A 14,499-nucleotide genomic window follows, 5' to 3' on the forward strand; every position below is an offset into this window, starting at 1 on the left:
CTGGCCCCAGGTGGAGGCGGAGAAGTCGGCCAGGGCGTCGGTGCAGGCGATGAGGATGTCGCGCACGCCCCGGTTGCGCAGGTCGTTCATCACCGTGGTCCAGAACCGGGCGGATTCGCCGGCGGTGGCGGCATCGAGCGGGGTCTTGGCCAGCCAGATGCCCAGCACGTGCTTGTCACCGTCGGCGTCGATGCCGACGGCAAGGTAGGCGGGTTCGGCCTGGACGCTGTGGTTGTCGCGGACCTTGACCGCGAAGGCGATCAGGTCCTCGCGGGCAGCGTCCAGATGCTCAGCCGCGGCGGGGTGTTTGGCCTCCAGGGTTTGCACGACCCAGGCGTGCTGGGTGCGCACCGAGGCAGCGTCCGGCTGGTCGAAGATGGTGCGGACCAGAGTGGCCACGAACGGCTGGGAACTCTTGTTCACGCAGGTCAGAAAGTTGCGCAGGTAGTGGAGTTGTGAAAATTCAACTTGGCGTTTCGTCGACGGAAGCGCCGGTGACGAACGCAAGAACGTCTGCAGCCGTGGCGAAGTGACGGGTGGCTGGTTCGGGCAGATGCCCCTCCTGTTTGAGCAGGGGAAGGACATCATCGACGGCGTTGCGGATGGTGCCCCGGCTGACACCGAACAGATCGGCCAGGGTCTGTTGGTTGCATAGGTGGCGCTGGGCCAGGACGGTGGCCAGGATGCGGTCAATGTCGGTGATCTTCTGGGGGAAGACGCCGCGGCGTGTTCCCGGTCGTCGGTCGCCGCCGCGGCGATGGTGGCGGCGCTGTTCGAGGAGGGCCTGGTAGGGAATGGCGAGCCGCTCGGCCAGGGTGTGGAAGTCGCGGCGAGGCATGCCGGTCAGCTGGGGGTGAGTCAGCGCCTGGAAGATGTGCATCTGGCTGGTAACTGCGCCGTGGTCGAGCCAGTCATGCAGGTCCTGGGCCTGGGAGAAGTAGTGCGTCGTCTGGTCCGGCGTGATCTTCTGTTCGTCCATGAGGGCGCGGGTTTCCCGGATCGCCTCGCCGATGGTGACAGCGTTGGTGCCGAGCAGAGCAGCCAGGACTTTTTGCGGGCAGACCTGACGCAGGTAGATGACGGTGACCAGAACACGGTCGGCATGGGTCAGCAGAGGCCGGCCGTGGTTGCCCGGAGCCTTGAGGTACTTCACGCAGCACGGGCGGTTCCCGCGCGGGCGGGCGGAGTTTCCTGACGAGGTGGTCGACTACGTCGCGAAGCAGACCAAGACGTCGGCCAGATGTGACGTTCGTTGCCTGACTAACCCCCGTCCGGCCGGGCATGACCCCCTTGCGCGAGAACGGCGCACGACATCCGGCCGAGGGGGGACGGCGATGGGGCGGCAGGTCTGGCCGCGGCTGCGCGTGGCCGACTCGCACGAGACCCGTGACACCTTGCAGTGAGGCCCGCTGCCGAGGTCGCCCGCTGGGATCGGGACGCCCTGGAGCCGACCCCGCCCGCTGGGCGCACAAAGCGCACCACAACCTGTGAGGGGATGAGCATGGTCGACCGCGAACAACTGCCCGCGCCCGTCGAGGGGCTCGTAGTCACGCACTTTCTGACTGTCCGGGACGTGGCCCGCTCGCGCGCGTTCTACGCAGACGTCCTGGGCGGCGAGGTCGTCCTTGAAGAGAACCCGGCGATCGTGAAGGTCGCCAACACGTGGATCATCATGAACCCCGGCGGCGGCCCCACCCCGGACAAACCGGACGTTACGCTGCGGGCGCCCGAGCCCGGCGACCCGGTGACCGCCTTCATGAACGTCCGCGTCGCCGACATCGCGGCCTTCCACACGCACGCGACGTCGCTCGGCGCCCGGTTCCTCACCGAGCCGATCGACCGCAAGGCCGAGATCCGCTGCTACATGCGCGACCCGGACGGGCACCTCATCGAGGTCGGCCAAGCCACCGGCATGCTGCACGACGTCTACGCAGACCCGCCCGCCTGATCCCGTCCGGCCGGGACGGGCGTGAGCGGCGCATGAGGAGGCGCTGCACGCGGTCGGCTACCGGGTCGCGCTCGATCCCGACGACGATCAGGTGCTGCGAGTGTGGCCGATCACGTGACCTGGTGAGTTCATCCGGCTGAAGGGTCGAGCTCAGCGGGGACGGCGGCGCTGGACGGGGTCGGCTTCGGTGGTGATACACGCGGAGGTCTCCTCACCCAGGCGGACGTATCTGGAGTTCCGTCGGACCCGCGTCGTCTCCAAGGGTGGCGCCATTCAATACGTGCACCGGCCCACCCACCGCCCGGATCCTGCCCCGCCTGCTGACCGGCCGCACCTCGGGGCCGGTGTTCCTGGCCGACCGGCGCGCCCCTGCCTCCGGACGCCGAGCGCCGGCCACAGCCGACATCGACCCCACCACCGGCCGGGGGCGGCTGTCCTACCCTCGCGCCGAGTACCTGTTCAAGACCGCCTCCGCCGAACTCGACCCGCACCGCCAGAGCTGGACCCTGCATCAGCTCCGGCACTCGGCGCTGCAGCATCTCGCGCAAGCCGGACGCACCGCACCCAAGCTTCAGGCCAAGAGAGCCGCCACCAGCATCTGGCGAGCCTTGGCCGCTATGCGCGGCCCACGAGAGGGGGACGTGACATGTGCCGTTCCTTGAGCAGCGACGCCGCCTACCTGCGCAGCGTCCTGGACTCCGTGCAAGGGCCCGTGGTCCTGATCGGCCACTCCTACGGCGGCTCGGTCATCACCCAGGCCGCCGCTGGCGATCCCGACGTCAAGGCCCTGGTCTACATCGCCGCGTTCATCCCCGACGCAGGCGAGAGCGCGGGCGAGCTGGCCGCCAAGTTCCCCGGCAGCACCCTGGCCGAGACCCTCAACACCGCCTTCTAACCCCTGCCCGGTGGCCGCACCGGCACCGAGCTGACCATCAAGCAGGACAAGTTCCGCAAAGCAGTTCGCCGCCGACGTGCCCGCCACCACCGCCGCGATCATGGCCGCCACCCAGCGGCCGGTCTCCATCCTGGCCCTGGAGGAGAAGGCCGCCAAGGCCGCCTGGAAGGACATCCGCTCCTACGCTCTGATCGCCGGACAGGACTACAACATCCCGCCCAAGGCCCCAGCAGTGGATGGCCGAACGCGCCGGCGCCCGCACCGTCACCGTGGAAGACGCCTCCCACGCGGTCTCCATCTCCGAACCCGCCGCGGTCACCGACCTCATCAAGCGCGCGGCCCGCGACACCCGCTGAGCCACCATGGGCCACGACCAACGACAGCCCGCACTCGGTGGCCGAAGGCGGGCAGTCAACATAGATCACGACAGGCTCGGCGGTGACCGCGACACGCTCGAACTCCACCTCGGCGCCCAACACCGGGTGCGCCAACGCGGGGATCTGCCGCGTTCAAGGCGTCGCGTGTCGGCGTACGGGGCCAGGTGCAAGGTCAGGTACGGGTAAACGTACAGAGGTGAGCGGCGTGTCTGCGGCTGGGGTGGGCGGCGTTGAGGGAACCTGCCAGATGATGTCGATCATCTTGGCGGGGGCGGGCGATGGTGCTGGAGGCCGAGCGGTGGCTGGAGCTGCGCCGGTTCCGGGTGCTGCGGGAGTCCGGGGCGAGCATCTCGGAGATCGCCCGGGAGACCGGACTGAACTGGCGCACGGTCCGCAAGTACCTGGAGCATGAGGGCCCGGTGGCGCCTCCGGTGGCGGCGAGGCGGCCGAGCCGGCGCAACCAGGTGATCGACGCGTATGCGCCGGTGGTCGATGCGTGGTTGCGGGCCGAGTTGCTGTTGAAGGGCACGGTGATCCACGAGCGGCTGGTTGAGGAGTACGGCTTCACCGGCAACTATCAGCGGGTCAAGCTCTATCTGCAGCAGGCGCGGCCACGCATCGCTGCGGAGTTGGGCTATAGCCCCAAGGAGCTGGCGCGGCTGCACCGCCGCTTCGAGGTGGTGCCCGGTGCCCAGGCCCAGGTCGACTGGGGCGATGAGGGCGCCATCCTCGCCCATGTCGGGATCGCCAAGGTCTACTCCTTCCACATGGTGCTGTCGTACTCGCGCGATCCGTTTTGCTGCTTCACCACCAGCCAGGATCTGGCCACCTGAGGAACGCGTGGTCGAGCTCGTCCAGCGAGGCGAACGAGCGGCCGGCCAGCACATGGTCGCGCACGATGGACACCTGACGCTCCACTCGGCCCTTGCCGGTGGGCCGGTAGGCGGCCAGCACGTCGATGTCGAAGTCGTAATGCCCGGCAAATGCCACCGCTTCGGGGTGCAGCGGCACCGCCTTGCCCGGCGCCACGTGCCGGCGCACCACCGTTTTGGTGCGGTCATAGACGATCGAGCCAGGCACGCCGCCGAAATGCTCGAACGCCCGCCGATGGCAGGCCCAGAAGGCCTGGATGCCGCTGCGCCGCCGCCTGACCCATCGCACCCACGGCGAGGTGATCGGGGTGCGGGCCCGCCGCGACCACGCCGCGCTGCGCCCGATCCCGTCGCGGCCCTACATCGTGGCCAACCGGTATCTGCGCCATGTCGGCAAGGATTGCCTGGTCGCCTTCGAGGCCAACCTGTATTCGGTTCCGGCCACCAAGGTGACAGCCCGGCAACTGGTGGAGGTGCGCGCCTCCTCGGCCACCGTCAGCCTGCACACCACGGTGCCCGACGAGCACGGCATCACGCTACTGGCCGTGCACCCACGCGCGATCGGCCGCGGCGCCCGGGTGGTTGATCCTGAGCACTGGCGCGCCCTGCCCGACGGGCACACCCGCGCCACCACGACCAGCGGCGAAACCGATCCGACGCCAGCATCCAGATCGGCATCGGCGGATGAGCTGGCAGCACGCCGAACCACCCCCGAACCGACCGGAGCGCTGCGCTTCCTGCTCAGCCGGGCCGACGCCGCCAACGTCAAGGTCGGCCGCCGGCCGCTGTCGGTCTATGACCAGATCACCGGCACCGGCCCGTTCTCCTGATCGCGCCCCACCGCCACGAGCCAACCTTCCGCGAGCCGCAAGGGATATCTGACGTTGAGTGAGCTGGTCACCGCCCGCATCCGCGCCACCGCCACCAAACTGGGCCTGCCGCACCTAGCCGAGCAGCTGAACGACCACGTCGGCCGCGCCGATGCCGCCCAGCTCGGCTACCTGGACTTCCTGGACTTCCTGGACCTGGTACTGGAAGAAGAACACGCCGTCCGCGAGGAACGCCGCATCCGGCACGCCCTGCGCATCTCCAAGATGCCCCACCACAAGACGCTCGACGACTACGACTTCTCCTACCAACCGGAGCTGGACGCCCGCAAGGTGCGTGACCTGGCCAGCCTGGCCTTCGCCGAGGCCAAGGCCAACGCCGCCCTGCTCGGCCCGCCTGGGGTGGGCAAGACACACATCGCCGTCGCGCTGGCCGTCGCCGCCTGCCGAGCCGGCTTCAGCGTCTACTTCACCACCCTGGATGACATGGTCCGCCAGCTCAAGGCCGCCGACACCATCGGCCGGCTCGCCTCCAAACTGCGCGCCTACCTGCGCCCGCACGTCCTGGTCCTGGACGAGGTCGGCTACCTGCCCCTGGCCCGCGACGAGGCCAACCTGGTCTTCCAGATGATCTCAAAGAGGTATGAAAAGGGCTCGATCTTGCTGACCAGCAACAAAGCCTTCAGCGAATGGGGCCAGGTCTTCGGCGACGAGGTCCTGGCCACCGCCATCCTCGACCGGCTGCTGCACCACTGCGAAGTCATCGCGATCAACGGCCCCAGCTACCGGCTCAAGAACCGGCTGGCCGCAGTCGCCACCGACATCGCCGCCACCGGCTGACCAGGCAAACTCTGGCCCCAACTTGCCCGGCATACGATGCTCCAGCCCTGCATCACATCCGACCAGAGGACAGGACCCGGCGCCTTGAACGCCCATCACGAACGCCTCCGCGCCCGGTTCCGGAACGCTCCGCTCCAACCACCACCCGCCCCATGGCGGCCCTTGCCACCCTTACCGGTGGGCGGCCTGACCGGCGTCGGGTTCGGCCCGCACCCCGAATCAGGCGAAGACCTCATCCTCGTGACATCTCACCAGGGACGTGGCCTCGTCAACTGCGTCACCGGCCAGCGCATAGCGCGCGACCGCGATCCAGACCCGGCCTGGCCAAACGACTACACCCTCACCTGCCAAGGAATAGGCCCCCTCGCAGGCATCGCCATTCCCATTTCCGGACTCCTGGGCGGCGGCCTGCACACAACTACCCCCAACGGATGGTCCCTCGACGTGGTCACGCCCGACTGGCCCAACGAAAGCGTCCTGCTGTCCGAAAAGGGCGATCCCTACCACGACGAAACCGGATCAACCTGGTGGCACATCCACCGCGAAGAAAGCTGCGAGATCCGCGCAGCAGGCTTCTCGCCGACTGGCCACACCCTGGCCGTCGCTTCCAGCTGCGCACTCACCCTCTTCGCCTACCCCTAATCTCCTCTGCACGAATACTCGTACGCACCTCTGCACGCCGATGAGTACGCCGACATCGCGTCCTGCTCCAACTGGGTGAGCACCTTGTCGGTGATGGCGGCGAGGCTGTCGAGCTCCTCTTCGGAGAGCGAGTCGAAGACGAGTCTGCGCACGGTGCCCACGTGAGCCGGTGCCGCCTGCTCGATGGTCGCACGCCCTGCCGGTGTCAGCACGATGAAGGCGCCGCGCCCGTCGTCGGAGCACTCCTCGCGCTCGACGAGTCCGCGGCTCGCCATACGGGTGACATGGTGCGACAGCCTGCTGCGCTCCCACTGCAGGGCGCGGGCGAGGTCGGAGACCCGCATGCGGCCCTCGGCCGTGTCAGTGAGCCGGACCAGCACGTCGTAGTCCTGCAGGGACAGACCGGCGTCTGCCTGCAGCTCACGGTGGAGGGCCGCCGGCAGCCGCGCGTTCAACGCCAACCACCTGCGCCAGACATGCTGCTGCTGCTCGGTCAGCCACGGGCTCGCTGCGTCCATGGACAGAAGCCTACCCGGGAATAGTTGACACATCACCTAGGTTGGATGCGTCAAGTACAGTACGTGACGTGTCACCTAAATGGGGTTACGCCCACTTGACCAGAAGGAACAGAGCCATGACCACCGCCCACGCCGTCCCCCCGCGCTGGCCGACCTGTCCGGCGTCTACGTCATCGACGCGGCGCACACCCGGATCGGGTTCGTCGCCCGGCACGCGATGGTGACCAAGGTCCGCGGCTCGTTCAACGAGTTCGAGGGCCGCTTCACCGCCGACGGGCGCCGACCCGAGCCGGTCCAGCGCGAACGTCACCATCCAGGCCGCCAGCATCAACACCCGCAACGAGCAGCGGGACGCGCACCTGCGCAGCAACGACTTCCTCGCCATGGACGAGCACCCGCAGATCACGTTCGTCACCACCGGCGTGCGCCAGACCGGCGAGACGAGCCTGGAGCTGACCGGTGACCTGTCCATCAGGGGCGTGACCAACTCGATCACCATCCCGTTCGAGGTCTCGGCGATCAAGACCGCCTGAAACGCACCCGGTTCACCACCCATAGAGAGGTCAGGCACCATGAGCGACATCATCCTTCCGGACGGCGTGGACATTCGCCGCGCCGCGGAGCGCTTCACGAGCGACTTCGGCTGGCTGGACTCCAAACACTCGTTCTCCTTCGGCCAGCACTACGACCACCGCAACACTCACCACGGGCTGCTGCTGGTCAACAACGACGACGTCGTCGACGCCGGCACCGGTTTCGACACCCACCCGCACCGGGACATGGAGATCGTCACCTGGGTTCTGGAGGGCTCGCTGGTCCACCAGGACTCCACCGGCCACAACGGCGTGATCTATCCCGGCCTGGCGCAGCGGATGAGCGCCGGCCGCGGCATCCTGCACTCGGAGAAGAACGACTCCTGGCGACTCGGCGGGGAAGCCCACCGCGACCCGGTGCACTTCATCCAGATGTGGGTCGTACCGGATGAGAACAACATCACACCCGGCTACGAACAACTGGAGATCGAGCACGAACTGCTCTCCGGCGGCCTGGTCCCGGTCGCCTCGGGCATGAGCAAGCACGACGGCGAAGCGGCGATCCGCATCAGGAACAAGTACGCCGCCCTGTACGCCGCCCGGCTCCAGCCCGGTCAGGCCGTCCAACTCCCCGAGGCCCCTTACCTGCACCTGTTCGTCGCGCGCGGCGCCGTCAGCCTGGAGGGGGCGGGGGAGCTGGTGACCGGCGACGCGGCCCGGTTCACCGCCATCGGCGGCCAGCGGGTGATCGCCACGGAGCCGGCCGAGATCCTGGTGTGGGAGATGCACGCCACCATCGCGGCCTGAGCCGGCACCCACACCGACAGCATCACCAGGGAGAACGGTGTCCAACACCCGACGAGACGCCGCCTGGGCCGAGCGGCCCTCAATGCCCCGGCGACAGCTCATCCCAAGAAGCGTGCGCAGGCCTGGCGGTGAGCCAGGGCGGTGACGGTCGGGCGGAGAATCTGGCCTGAAAAATTACTTGGGAGGATGGCGTTCGGAGAATCGTTCCCGCTGGCGCCGGGCATGCCGAGCACGGGACCGTCGGCAGCGCACAGCCGATCCCCGGCGCGGCGTCAACGTGACCCGAATCTCGCTTTCGCGGAGAAGGCCCGGCATAGACGGTCAACACCGTCCAATCGCGAGAACGAGAGTTCTCTGGATCCAAAAAAGGAGCGGCTTCATGGGCTACATGAGGGTCGGTACCGAGAACAGCACCACCATCGAGCTGTACTACGAGGACCAGGGATCCGGCCAGCCGGTCGTCCTGATCCACGGCTATCCCTTGAACGGGCACAGCTGGGAACTCCAGACTCGCGAGCTGCTCGCCGCCGGTTATCGGGTCGTCACCTACGACCGCCGCGGCTTCGGCCAGTCCAGTAAGGTCGGCAGCGGCTACGACTACGACACATTCGCCGCCGACCTGAACACCCTCCTGGAGACGCTGGACCTGCGCGGCGTCATCCTCGTCGGGTTCTCTATGGGCACCGGCGAGCTTGCTCGCTACGTGAAGACCCACGGTCACGAACGGGTCGCCAAGCTGGCGTTCCTGGCGTCGCTGGAGCCGTACCTGGTTGCGGCCGACGATAACCCGAGCGGAGTGCCGCAGTCGGTGTTCGACGGTATCGCCGAGGCCGCACGGACCGACCGCTACGCCTGGTTCACCCAATTCTACAAGGACTTCTACAACCTGGATGAGAACCTGGGCAGCAGAATCAGCCAGGAGGTCGTCACTGCCAACTGGAACACCGCCACCATCTCCGCCCCTGTCGCAGCCTACGCGGTGGTGTCCGCCTGGATCGAGGACTTCCGCGAGGACGTGGCCGCAGTCCGCGCGGCGGGCAAGCCGTCACTGATCTTGCACGGCACCAAGGACAACATCCTCCCGATCGACTCCACTGGACGCCCCTTCCACGAGGCGTTCCCGGAGGCGGAGTACGTCGAGATCCAGGGCGCGCCGCACGGTCTGCTGTGGACGCACGCCGCCGAGGTCAACGAGGCGCTGCTGGCCTTCGTCGGCAAATGACCCGGATGAACCGGGAGCGCGGCAGGCTTGGCTGCACCAGCGACAGCTCGGTTCCGAACAGGTCATCAAACCCGGCCAGCTCAACCTGATGCGTCCGCGACGCCCAGCTGGGCGGGGAGACGGCCCAGCGGATCGCTGTCCTGCCCGCCTGGCGTCACGCCGCCCTGTTCAGCGCCAAGGAGTTGGCCGCGCTGCCCCGCTCCAAGCCCATCACCACCCTGCCCGACGCCCGGACGCGGGTTGGCGCCGGTCGCTCACGGCGCCAACCCGGTCCCAGACCGAACCATGGAACGAAGCTCCACCGTCAACCTACCTGTGCTTCATCACCCGACCCTCGGAGACCGCCACATGATCATCGTGACCGACAATCACACCGCCAACCGATTCGAGGCCCACGACGGCGAGACGCTCGCGGGGTTCGCCGCCTACATTCGCACGGCGGAGCTTGTCGCCTTCGTCCACACCGAGGTCGATCCGGCCTATGAAGGACGAGGTGTGGGTTCCATGCTGGCGCGCGAAGGCGTCGAATCCGTCCGGGCGGAGGGACTGCGGGTGCTCGCGGTCTGTCCCTTCATCGCGGGGTGGCTGACCCGGCACCCCGAGTACGCGCACCTGGAGTACCGGGCGGCCAACAAGGTCACGGACTGAATCCCAGGCCATGCGAAAGGGACGACCCATGGACCGTCCGGCCGAAGACACGTTCCCGCCGCTGGGAGCGAAGGCCTACCACGGCGCGCGACTGACAGGACGCTGACCCATCGAGCATCCTCTCGGCATGAGCGTGATCGCGATGCTTGCTGGGACTCGTCAGGCGCGTGCGGCTGAGGCGATGCCGCCGTCCTCCGCCGCGGCAATGAGGTGTGCCAGTCGATGGAGATCGAGCACCATGTCACCGTGCCTCCGGTGGAGGGTGGGGTACCCCGTCACGGTGCGTGGCCACAAGAGCTGCTGTCAGCGTGGCCGCAGCGGCGATGCCGATGGACAGAATCACCCCGCCGACGCCCAGGACGGGGGTGGCCAAGGCCAGCACCAGCACGATGACTGCCCCGGTAACCATCAGGCTCGGATGTGCCAGGCCGGTGTGTGTCAGTCGGCGCAGCCAGCACATGACCAGGAGGAACCCGGCCAGGGGAACCGCCACGGCGAACGTCGCCGTCGTCGCGGCCACGTGGGCGCGATGCACGGCCACGTCAACGGCGACCTGTAGGCCTGCGCCGAGTGCGGCGACCGCGGCGAACAGCAGGTAATGGGCGTAACCCCAGAGCAATGCGATACGCGGCGTGCTCAGGGCGGCGTCCGGACCCATGAAGTAGATCCACCACATTGTCAACACCAGGATGAGGCCGCCGGCGGCTATCAGCAGCATTTGCCCGGAAACGCCGTGTTCGGACAATGTGGATTGGATGCTGGCAAGGCTAGCGAAGATGACCTCGCCGAGGACGATGATGGTGAACAGCCCGTAGCGTTCAGAAATGTGGCCAGGGTGCCACGACGTGGCCGTGCCCCGGAACTCGGCCCACATCGGCACCAGTAGTTCGGCGACCACGAGCACCGCGAACCCCGTGTAGTCCCATGGATGCGGCAGCGCCAACCGAACAAGCCAGCCTGCCTGGACCACCATGATGCCAACGGCATACCGGATCCCCGCCGGGCGGCCGGTGGCATCTTGCCGAGCTACCCGCAGCCACTGGGCGACCAGCGCCACGCGCATCACCACATAACCAATAGTGATCACGGTGAAGTCATAGGAGGTGGCCGCGGCGGGCACCCCGGCCGCCAGTACCAGAGCACCCGCCATCTGGAGCAGAGTCAGCAGCCGATAGGCAACGTCATCGGTGTCGTAGGCCGAGGCGAACCAGGTGAAGTTCATCCACGCCCACCAGATCGTGAAGAAAACCATCGCATAGCCCAACAGCCCGACGCCGAGGTGGGCTTCGGTCACGTGGTGGTGCAACTGGGCGGCCGCCTGCGCCACCGCGACCACGAAACAGAGGTCGAACAGCAGCTCCAGCGGGGTAGCAGCGCGGTGTGCCTCGCGCGGATCCCGCGCCCGCATCGTGCGGAGCCATCGCCTGGCCCGAGTCGGGTTCGCCGACCGCCGATCGCGCGTCATCCGTTCCCCTTACGATCGTCAGAGTCGGAGGCCGCGTACCCGGTCCGCCTGACCGGTGTCGATTCGGACGGCCATCCCGCCGACGACGGTGAACATCGAGGCGGTGCCCATGTGTCGTCATGGTAGTCCGCGACCAGGGACCGTCCGTCGTCGGACTGGGAGAGGACGTCCATGCGACCGTGCGAGGTGGGCGTTGCCCCTTTCGCCGAGAGGCGACCTGCGCACCGGTACGCACGCGTTGAGCGCCCGCCCTCCCTGGAGGGCGGGCGCTCTCGTGTGTTCAGGCCTTCGCGTCATGCGGGTCCGTGACGCCCCCCGGACAGGCCAGCGCGTGCACATCGAGCCCCGTCAGCCGGGCACCCGCCTGATAGGCGCTGTCAAGGAACTCCAGCACGGCGGCGACCGGATTACCCATCGCGCGGACATCGTCGTACCGGAGTACCGCCAGGTGGCTGCCGCGCGCGGCGATCCACTCGGCCTGCTCGGGACGGAGCGGCTCCCGCTCCAGCCCCTCGGGTTCCGGCGCGGTGTAGGAGTAGAACGCAGGCCACGGCCGCTCCTCGTCGCCGAACCAGAACCCTGAGCTGATGACCTCCCAGCTGTACGCCTCGCGCGTCACCGGATCGGTCTCCGGCGATATGGGCGCGGCGCGCCCGGTGTACCGGGTGACGGCAATGTCGAACGTGTGCCAGAAGTGGTGCACGGGGCTGATCTTGCCGGAGAAGTCCGCCGCGAACCGGTCGAGGAGCTGCGCCACCTGGGACAGGATCCGCCAGTACCGGTTGATGAGCACCGGGTCGTAGCGCGCGTGCAGGGTGTCCTCGGCGAACGGCGTGTCGTCGCTCAGGTCGAACGGCACCGCCCAGATCTCCGGCCGGATCCCCAGCCCCGCCAGCGTCTCGAACAGCCGCTCGTGGAACGACGCCACCGACCGGCCGATCAGGCTGAACCCCGCACTGCGGCCGTCCAGCACGTCCACCACCAGGCGGTGGCGTACGAGGTCGAAGTCGATACTGAACAGCGGCTGCTCACCCAGCCCACCCATCGGCCGGGTGGTCAGCCCGCGCCCGATCAGATGAAAGGGCACGTGCCACCAGTGGTTGCGCCGGTTGCTCACCGACAGCCGGATCTTGCCGACAATCTGCGTGAACCGGTGAAAGGTCTCCTTGGCCTCGGCCCACTCCGCGAGCGGGACCGTTTAGGGCCGCTCAAGTCGTTTGGGCAACCGCTCGGGATCTGCAAGCCCGCCAGTGGTTGCTGGTTGGCGCATGCATCGATGCTTCGAGCCATGCAAGATGGACAGCCGCCACGTCGACCGCGCGTGAACTCGGCCGAAGGGGGCTTGATCACCGCTTGGACGGGTCTGTGGCCAAGCCGGGCGTGTCCCGCCCAGCAACCCGTCCACTGCGCCCTTCGGTTGGGTGTCGCTCGGGTCTGGCTTGATGATCCGGTCTCAGGCGTCCAACGCCCGGCGGCGCAAATCGGCTCATTTCGATCACGCCATCGGCCCGCCGAGGTGCCGGACGCGTGCCGAAGAGCATGTGACGAGCAAGAACTCGGCCATCTTCGCCTCGCAGAAGAGGGCCGAGAATCGAGAAAGTGCAGGTCGGACGGGGTATGGAGTGGTAGGGCGCCCGGGGCTCGAACCCGGAACCTACGGATTAAAAGTCCGCAGCTCTGCCAATTGAGCTAACGCCCCTCGCACCAGCAAGGGTACAGAGATTACCGCCCCGTCCGCGACGCCTCCATCACCGGTAGGCCGCCAGCCCCGTCAGCGCCTCCCCGAGCACCAGAGTGTGCACTTCCTGGGTGCCTTCGTACGTCAGCACACTCTCCAGGTTGTTCATGTGCCTGATCACAGGGTACTCCAGGGTGATCCCGTTGCCACCCAAGATCGAGCGTGCCTGGCGGGCGATGTCGAGGGCGGCCCGTACGTTGGCCAGTTTGCCGAAGCTGATCTGCCGCGGCTCCAGCTTCCCGGCGTCCTTGAGTTCGCCGAGGTGCAGGGCGGTGAGGCCGGCCTGGGTCATGCCGACGTACATCCAGGCGAGTTTCTCCTGCGTCAGCTGGAACGCCCCGATCGGTTTGTCGAACTGGACGCGCGTCTTCGAGTAGTCGACGGCCGCCTCCAGGCAGGCGCGGGCGGCGCCGACGACGCCCCAGATGATGCCGAAACGGGCCTCGGAGAGGCAGGAGAGCGGGCCGCGCAGGCCCACGACGCCGGGGAGGGCGGCGGAGGCGGGCAGGCGTACGTCGTCGAAGTAGAGGGAGGAGGTGACGGAGGCTCTCAGGGACAGCTTCTTGTGGATCTCAGGGGCGGAGAAGCCGGGGGTGGAGGTGGGGACGACGAAGCCGCGTACGCCCTCGTCGGTCTGCGCCCAGACCACAGCGACGTCGGCGATCGAGCCGTTGGTGATCCACATCTTGGAGCCGTTGAGGATCCAGTCGGAGCCGTCCTTCTTCGCGTACGTCCGCATACCGGCCGGGTCGGAGCCGTGGTCGGGCTCGGTGAGGCCGAAGCAGCCGATGGCCTGGCCGGCGGCCATGCGGGGCAGCCATTCGTTCTTCTGCTCGTCGGAGCCGTAACGCCAGATGGGGAACATGGCCAGCGAGCCCTGGACCGACACGAAGGAGCGCAGGCCCGAGTCGCCGGCCTCCAGTTCGCGGCAGGCCACGCCGTACGACACCGCGTCCGTGCCCGCGCAGCCGTACCCTTGGAGGTGCATGCCGAGGAGCCCGAGCGAGCCGAGTTCGGGCGCCAGCTCGCGCGCGGGGAAGACGGCCTCCTCGAACCAGTCCCCGACGTGCGGAAGGACGCGGTCGGCGACGAAGGATCTGACCGTGTCGCGGATGAGCCGCTGGTCAGGGCCGAGGCGGTCGTCCAGGCGCAGCAGGTCGTCCATGG

17 protein-coding genes, 1 tRNA gene and 1 pseudogene are annotated in these 14,499 nt (G+C 67.9%); 11 read left to right on the forward strand and 8 right to left on the reverse strand.

The window, feature by feature from the left end:
* Window positions 1–507 (reverse strand): transposase (locus AB0C28_RS48830; RefSeq protein WP_358083249.1); only part of this gene is annotated, 507 nt, incomplete at its 3' end.
* The gene (locus tag AB0C28_RS48835) at window positions 464–1,153 is read right to left on the reverse strand and encodes a hypothetical protein (protein WP_358083252.1); all 690 of its coding nucleotides are present in this window, start codon (window positions 1,151–1,153) and stop codon (window positions 464–466) included. The genes AB0C28_RS48830 and AB0C28_RS48835, both read right to left, overlap by 44 nt.
* A gap of 342 nt (window positions 1,154–1,495) precedes the next feature.
* Between AB0C28_RS48835 and AB0C28_RS48840 the strand changes: the two genes are divergently transcribed.
* The 4 genes from AB0C28_RS48840 (at window position 1,496) to AB0C28_RS48855 (ending at window position 4,053) form a co-directional block, all read left to right on the forward strand.
* Window positions 1,496–1,948: a VOC family protein gene (locus AB0C28_RS48840; protein WP_346114098.1), complete on the forward strand. Its 453-nt coding sequence runs from the start codon at window positions 1,496–1,498 to the stop codon at window positions 1,946–1,948.
* A gap of 263 nt (window positions 1,949–2,211) precedes the next feature.
* Complete coding sequence (locus AB0C28_RS48845; protein WP_357861996.1) at window positions 2,212–2,610, forward strand: hypothetical protein; 399 nt, start codon at window positions 2,212–2,214, stop codon at window positions 2,608–2,610.
* Entirely contained in the window at window positions 2,607–2,843 is a 237-nt protein-coding gene (locus AB0C28_RS48850) for an alpha/beta hydrolase (protein ID WP_357861994.1), read from the forward strand. The genes AB0C28_RS48845 and AB0C28_RS48850 overlap by 4 nt, the downstream gene beginning before the upstream one ends.
* A 655-nt stretch (window positions 2,844–3,498) precedes the next feature.
* Window positions 3,499–4,053 (forward strand): hypothetical protein, encoded by a 555-nt coding sequence (locus AB0C28_RS48855; protein ID WP_358083255.1) that lies wholly within the window; start codon window positions 3,499–3,501, stop codon window positions 4,051–4,053.
* Here AB0C28_RS48855 and AB0C28_RS48860 read toward each other — a convergent pair.
* A complete protein-coding gene (locus AB0C28_RS48860) occupies window positions 4,025–4,381 on the reverse strand; it encodes a hypothetical protein (RefSeq protein ID WP_358083258.1) in 357 nt (118 codons plus the stop codon). The genes AB0C28_RS48855 and AB0C28_RS48860 overlap by 29 nt on opposite strands.
* Between AB0C28_RS48860 and AB0C28_RS48865 the strand changes: the two genes are divergently transcribed.
* The 3 genes from AB0C28_RS48865 (at window position 4,350) to AB0C28_RS48875 (ending at window position 6,401) form a co-directional block, all read left to right on the forward strand.
* Entirely contained in the window at window positions 4,350–4,922 is a 573-nt protein-coding gene (locus tag AB0C28_RS48865) for a hypothetical protein (RefSeq protein ID WP_357861989.1), read from the forward strand. The two genes, AB0C28_RS48860 and AB0C28_RS48865, sit on opposite strands and share 32 nt — an antisense overlap.
* A 54-nt stretch (window positions 4,923–4,976) precedes the next feature.
* Entirely contained in the window at window positions 4,977–5,759 is a 783-nt protein-coding gene (gene istB, locus AB0C28_RS48870) for an IS21-like element helper ATPase IstB (protein ID WP_358083261.1), read from the forward strand.
* A gap of 177 nt (window positions 5,760–5,936) precedes the next feature.
* Complete coding sequence (locus tag AB0C28_RS48875; protein WP_358083265.1) at window positions 5,937–6,401, forward strand: hypothetical protein; 465 nt, start codon at window positions 5,937–5,939, stop codon at window positions 6,399–6,401.
* On the opposite strand, the gene AB0C28_RS48880 is transcribed toward AB0C28_RS48875, so the two are convergent.
* Window positions 6,398–6,919, reverse strand: a complete 522-nt coding sequence (locus tag AB0C28_RS48880) for a MarR family transcriptional regulator (protein ID WP_358083268.1) — start codon at window positions 6,917–6,919, stop codon at window positions 6,398–6,400. The two genes, AB0C28_RS48875 and AB0C28_RS48880, sit on opposite strands and share 4 nt — an antisense overlap.
* Before the next feature lie 326 nt (window positions 6,920–7,245).
* Between AB0C28_RS48880 and AB0C28_RS48885 the strand changes: the two genes are divergently transcribed.
* From AB0C28_RS48885 to AB0C28_RS48900, 4 genes are all read left to right on the forward strand, one after another.
* Window positions 7,246–7,452, forward strand: a complete 207-nt coding sequence (locus tag AB0C28_RS48885; protein ID WP_358083426.1) for a YceI family protein — start codon at window positions 7,246–7,248, stop codon at window positions 7,450–7,452.
* A gap of 39 nt (window positions 7,453–7,491) precedes the next feature.
* Window positions 7,492–8,259: a pirin family protein gene (locus tag AB0C28_RS48890; RefSeq protein WP_357861980.1), complete on the forward strand. Its 768-nt coding sequence runs from the start codon at window positions 7,492–7,494 to the stop codon at window positions 8,257–8,259.
* A 379-nt stretch (window positions 8,260–8,638) separates the two neighbouring features.
* A complete protein-coding gene (locus tag AB0C28_RS48895; RefSeq protein ID WP_357861978.1) occupies window positions 8,639–9,481 on the forward strand; it encodes an alpha/beta hydrolase in 843 nt (280 codons plus the stop codon).
* A gap of 348 nt (window positions 9,482–9,829) precedes the next feature.
* A complete protein-coding gene (locus tag AB0C28_RS48900; protein WP_358083271.1) occupies window positions 9,830–10,129 on the forward strand; it encodes a GNAT family N-acetyltransferase in 300 nt (99 codons plus the stop codon).
* A 241-nt stretch (window positions 10,130–10,370) separates the two neighbouring features.
* Here the strand turns inward: AB0C28_RS48900 and AB0C28_RS48905 are convergent, their stop codons facing one another.
* The 4 genes and pseudogenes from AB0C28_RS48905 to AB0C28_RS48920 form a co-directional block, all read right to left on the reverse strand.
* The gene (locus tag AB0C28_RS48905) at window positions 10,371–11,537 is read right to left on the reverse strand and encodes a low temperature requirement protein A (protein ID WP_358083274.1); all 1,167 of its coding nucleotides are present in this window, start codon (window positions 11,535–11,537) and stop codon (window positions 10,371–10,373) included.
* A gap of 337 nt (window positions 11,538–11,874) precedes the next feature.
* Window positions 11,875–12,789 (reverse strand): annotated as a pseudogene (locus AB0C28_RS48910) (DUF5996 family protein); the annotation flags it as partial.
* Window positions 12,790–13,217: 428 nt separating this feature from the next.
* Window positions 13,218–13,293, reverse strand: a tRNA-Lys gene (locus tag AB0C28_RS48915).
* Window positions 13,294–13,342: 49 nt separating this feature from the next.
* Window positions 13,343–14,497, reverse strand: a complete 1,155-nt coding sequence (locus AB0C28_RS48920) for an acyl-CoA dehydrogenase family protein (RefSeq protein ID WP_357861958.1) — start codon at window positions 14,495–14,497, stop codon at window positions 13,343–13,345.
* Window positions 14,498–14,499 lie beyond the last annotated feature (2 nt).

This window comes from Nonomuraea sp. NPDC048892, from assembly GCF_040649735.1.
Lineage (GTDB): Bacteria > Actinomycetota > Actinomycetes > Streptosporangiales > Streptosporangiaceae > Nonomuraea > Nonomuraea maheshkhaliensis.

Bases quoted from the DNA above. Each gene is read 5' to 3' on its own strand.
- AB0C28_RS48905 (WP_358083274.1), bottom strand. From the start codon at position 11,537: ATGCGGGCGCGGGATCCGCGCGAGGCACACCGCGCTGCTACCCCGCTG.
- AB0C28_RS48840 (WP_346114098.1), top strand. From the start codon at position 1,496: ATGAGCATGGTCGACCGCGAACAACTGCCCGCGCCCGTCGAGGGGCTC.
- AB0C28_RS48890 (WP_357861980.1), top strand. From the start codon at position 7,492: ATGAGCGACATCATCCTTCCGGACGGCGTGGACATTCGCCGCGCCGCG.
- AB0C28_RS48855 (WP_358083255.1), top strand. From the start codon at position 3,499: ATGGTGCTGGAGGCCGAGCGGTGGCTGGAGCTGCGCCGGTTCCGGGTG.
- AB0C28_RS48895 (WP_357861978.1), top strand. From the start codon at position 8,639: ATGGGCTACATGAGGGTCGGTACCGAGAACAGCACCACCATCGAGCTG.
- AB0C28_RS48920 (WP_357861958.1), bottom strand. From the start codon at position 14,497: ATGGACGACCTGCTGCGCCTGGACGACCGCCTCGGCCCTGACCAGCGG.
- AB0C28_RS48865 (WP_357861989.1), top strand. From the start codon at position 4,350: ATGCCGCTGCGCCGCCGCCTGACCCATCGCACCCACGGCGAGGTGATC.
- AB0C28_RS48900 (WP_358083271.1), top strand. From the start codon at position 9,830: ATGATCATCGTGACCGACAATCACACCGCCAACCGATTCGAGGCCCAC.
- AB0C28_RS48880 (WP_358083268.1), bottom strand. From the start codon at position 6,919: ATGGACGCAGCGAGCCCGTGGCTGACCGAGCAGCAGCAGCATGTCTGG.